The 3,781-nt window shown below is 73.7% G+C and carries 3 protein-coding genes; 1 reads left to right on the top strand and 2 read right to left on the bottom strand.

The annotated features are described in order from the left end of the window. Positions 1–103: 103 nt before the first annotated feature. The gene (locus ACFU7Y_RS41615; protein WP_380771615.1) at positions 104–1,285 is read right to left on the bottom strand and encodes a globin domain-containing protein; all 1,182 of its coding nucleotides are present in this window, start codon (positions 1,283–1,285) and stop codon (positions 104–106) included. A 73-nt stretch (positions 1,286–1,358) separates the two neighbouring features. Further along, positions 1,359–1,820 (bottom strand): Rrf2 family transcriptional regulator, encoded by a 462-nt coding sequence (locus tag ACFU7Y_RS41610; protein WP_224281845.1) that lies wholly within the window; start codon positions 1,818–1,820, stop codon positions 1,359–1,361. 296 nt (positions 1,821–2,116) lie between these two features. Between ACFU7Y_RS41610 and ACFU7Y_RS41605 the strand changes: the two genes are divergently transcribed. Beyond that, positions 2,117–3,727, top strand: coding sequence for a beta-propeller fold lactonase family protein (locus ACFU7Y_RS41605; RefSeq protein WP_380771613.1), 1,611 nt, complete (start codon positions 2,117–2,119; stop codon positions 3,725–3,727). Positions 3,728–3,781 lie beyond the last annotated feature (54 nt).

The raw sequence follows: 3,781 nt of genomic DNA, 5'->3' as shown, positions 1-3,781 counted from the left end.
CAGGCTCGTGATCGTACCGAGCGGACCGGTGCCGTGGTGGGACCTCGGCAGCGGGACCCCACCAGGCGTCGGGCGGGAACTCAGGCCGCCCGGGCGGCGGGGGTCAGGCGCCGAGCCAGAGGTCCGGGCCGAACACCTCGTAGTGGATGTCCGCCGCCGGGACGCCCGCGGTCAGCAGCTGCTCGCGGACGGCGCGCAGGAAGGGGAGCGGGCCGCAGAGGTAGGCGGTCGTGCCGGCCGGGACCTCGACGGTGGAGAGGTCCACCAGGCCGGTGCGCTCGGCCGGCCACGCGCCGAGCGGCTGCTCGTAGAAGACGTGCGAGGAGGCGTTCGGCAGCGTGGTGGTGAGCTGCGCCAGCTCGGCCCGGAAGGCGTGGCTCAGCTGGTCGCGGTCACCGTGCACGGCGACGATCCGCCGGGTGGAGCCGGTGGTGGCCAGGTGGTCGAGCATGGCGGTCATCGGGGTGTTGCCGATGCCGGCGGAGGCGAGCAGCACCGGGCCGTCGCCGTCGGCGAGGGCGATGTCGCCCAGCGGGGGCGCCAGCTCGATGGTGTCGCCGGCCTTCAGGTGGTCGTGCAGGTGGCCGGAGACCTCGCCGCCGTCCTCGCGCTTGACGCTGAAGCGCAGCGCGCCGTCGGCGCCGCCGGAGAGGCTGTACTGGCGGATCTGGTGGGCGCCGTCGGCCAGTTCGGTGCGCACCGAGACGTACTGGCCGGGGCGGAAGGCCGGCACCGGACGGCCGTCGGCCGGGCGGACCAGGTAGGTGGTGACGGTCTCGGTCTCCTGGACCCGGGCGACCACGGTGTAGGGGCGCCACAGGTCGGCCGGGTCGCCGCCGGCGGCGACCTCGGCGCGCAGCCGGTCCTCGATGGCGATCAGCGCGTTGGCCATCAGCCAGTAGACCTCGTCCCAGGCGGCGGCGACCTCGGAGGTGACGGCCTCGCCGAGCACCTCCACGATGGCGGCGAACAGGTGCTCGTGGACGATCTTGTACTGGTCGTTGTCGATGCCGACCGAGACGTGCTTGTGGGCGATGCGGGCGAGCATCGCGTCCGGCCGCTGGTCCGGGTTGGCGATCAGGGCGGTGGCGAAGGCGGCTATCGAGCCGGCCAGGGCCTCGCGCTGGCTGCCGTTGGCCTGGTTGCCCCGGTTGAAGAGGTCGCGCAGCAGCTCCGGGTGCGCGGCGAACATCCGGTCGTAGAAGCGCGGGGTGATGTCCCCGATGGCGGCGCCCACGACGGGCAGGGTGGCCTCGATGACCTCGGCGGACTTCGCGGACAGCATCAGACGGCTCCTAAGTGGTATCTGAGATTCGTATTAAAGGCCGCAGGGTGGTGCGCGGCCCCGGGTGGGCTGGTCAGCCGGTGGGTCCGGCGGTATCGGCGGGTCCGGTGGTCAGGCTGAGCAGGACCGGTCCGGTGGGGGAGGCCACCAGGTCGGCGACGCAGAGGTGGTCGAGCGCCGCGAAGAACGCCTCCTGGGCGTTCCGCAGGGCCCCGCGCAGCCGGCACGCGGCCCGCAGCGGACACGGCGGGTCGTCCTCGCAGCCGACCACGTCGCCGACTCCCTCCAGTTCCCGCAGCAGCAGTCCGAGCGAACCGGTCCGCCCGGCGAAGGTGAGCATCAGCCCGCCGCCGCGACCGCGTCGGGCCTCCACCACTCCCAGGTGCTGTAGCCGGCTGACCACCTTCGCCGCGTGGGTGTACGGCACGCCGACCGACTCGGCCACCTCGCGGGTGGTCGGGTTGTCGCCCTCGCCCAGGACGGCCAGTCGCATGGCGATCCGCAGGGCGATGTCGGTGCTCTTGGTCAGCCTCACGTTCGAAACGCTATCGAATGCGACTCTTCAACTCCAATTTTCTGCACGACTCCGATTGAGGCCCTGGTCACGCTTCCCGCGGGGAGACGGGTCGAGGGCGGTGGCCGCGTCGCGCCGCGATCGAATCTGAACACTTGGCGACATTAGTAGTCACTCCCTGACGGAAAGTCAGGTCGGCTCTTACGCTTCCCCCTGCTCCGAACACCACCACACCCGCACCACCCGTACGTGCCGAGCAGCTGGAGGGATCCGTGAGAACACCCCGTTCACCCCGTTCACCCCGTACCCGGACGGCCGTGGCCGCGATAACCGCGACCACGGCCGCACTGCTGTCGCTGCCCGCGACGGCCGAGGCCGTCACGCCGCCGCCGAGCGTCGCCGCGCACGTGGCGGTGGCGCCCTACCCGGCGGGCATCGCGCTGACGCCGGACGGCGGTCACGCCTACGTGACCAGCCAGAGCAGCGGCGCCGTCAGCGTGCTGGACACCGCGAGCAACACCGTGTCCGGCAGCTTCACCGCCGGGACCGGCTCGTACGCCGTCGCCGTGTCGCCCGACGGGCACCGGGCCTACCTGACGCACCACCTGGACAACACCGTCAGCGTCGTGGACACCGCCACCAACACCGTCACCGCGACCGTCCCGGTCGGCGCCCAGCCCTGGGGCCTCGCCCTCGCGCCGGACGGCTCCCGGGCCTACGTGAGCAACGCCGCCGCCAACACGGTGAGCGTGCTGGACACGTCGTCCAACACCGTGACCGCGACCGTGCCGGTCGGCGCCGAACCGCACGGACTGGCCGTCTCCGCGGACGGCACGCGGCTGTACGTCGCCGCCTCCGGCGACAAGGCCGTCACCGTGGTCGACACCGCGAGCAGCGCGGTGAGCCGCACCGTCCCGGTCGGCCACGGCGCCTTCGGCCTCGCCCTCAGCCCCGACGGCACCCGGCTGTGGACCGCCGACGGCGACGACGGCACCGCCGCCGTGATCGACACCGCGGCCGGCACGGTCCTCGGCACCGTCGCGGTCGGCTCCGACCCCTACGCCGTGACCCTCTCCCCGGACGGCGCGGCGGCCTACGTCTCCGACTACGCCGACAACACCCTGAGCGTGGTGGACACCGCGAGCCGGACGGTCACCGCGACCGTCCCGGTGGGCGCGAGCCCGTACAGCCTGGCCCTGACCGCGAACGGGCGGCGCGGCTACCTCGCGGACTTCACCGGCAGCGCCGTCGACGTGGTGAACTTCCCGCTGCCGGTGCCGGACGTGACCGCGATCACCCCCGACAGCGGCTCCGGGCTGGGCGGCACCACGGTGACCATCACCGGCACCGACCTGGCCGGCGCCACCGCCGTGACCTTCGGCGCGGCCGGCGCCGCCGGCTCGTTCAGCTGCACCCGGACCAGCTGCACCGCGACCGCCCCCGCCACCACCGTCACCGGGCCGGTGGACGTGCGGGTCACCGCTCCCGGCGGCACCAGCGCGGCCGTCGCCGCCGACCGCTTCACCTACACCGCCCCCGCCGCCCACCTGGGCGTCGCGCTCACCGCGACCCCGGTGCCCGGGTTGCTCTCCAGTCGGGTCGACTACACCGTCACGCTCACCGGCCAGGGCCCCGACCCGGTGACCTCGGCCACCGTCACCGCCGACCTGCCCGCCGGGCTGACCACGACCTCCGGTGACTGCGCCGTCGCCGCCGGGAAGCTCAGTTGCGCGCTGACCGCGCCGCTGGCCAAGGGCGCGAGCACCACCCGGCACTTCTCGATCGGGGTCGGCCTGCTCTCGCTGCTCCGCAGCTGGGACGTCACCGTGGCCCGCACCGCCGGAGCGCCCGCCGACCCGTCGCCCGCGACCAGCCGGGCCACCCGCAGCTGCAGTGCGGTGCTCGGGCTGCTGATCACCTGCGAGTAGCGACGGCCTGCCGCGCACGGGCAGCTGCCCCGGGCCCCGCCGAAACCTTTCGGC

It is taken from the genome of Kitasatospora sp. NPDC057542, assembly GCF_042801945.1.
In the GTDB taxonomy this organism is placed as follows: domain Bacteria; phylum Actinomycetota; class Actinomycetes; order Streptomycetales; family Streptomycetaceae; genus Kitasatospora.
Note: the sequence above shows the minus strand (reverse complement) of the source record. Positions and strands in the feature narration are given on the sequence as shown.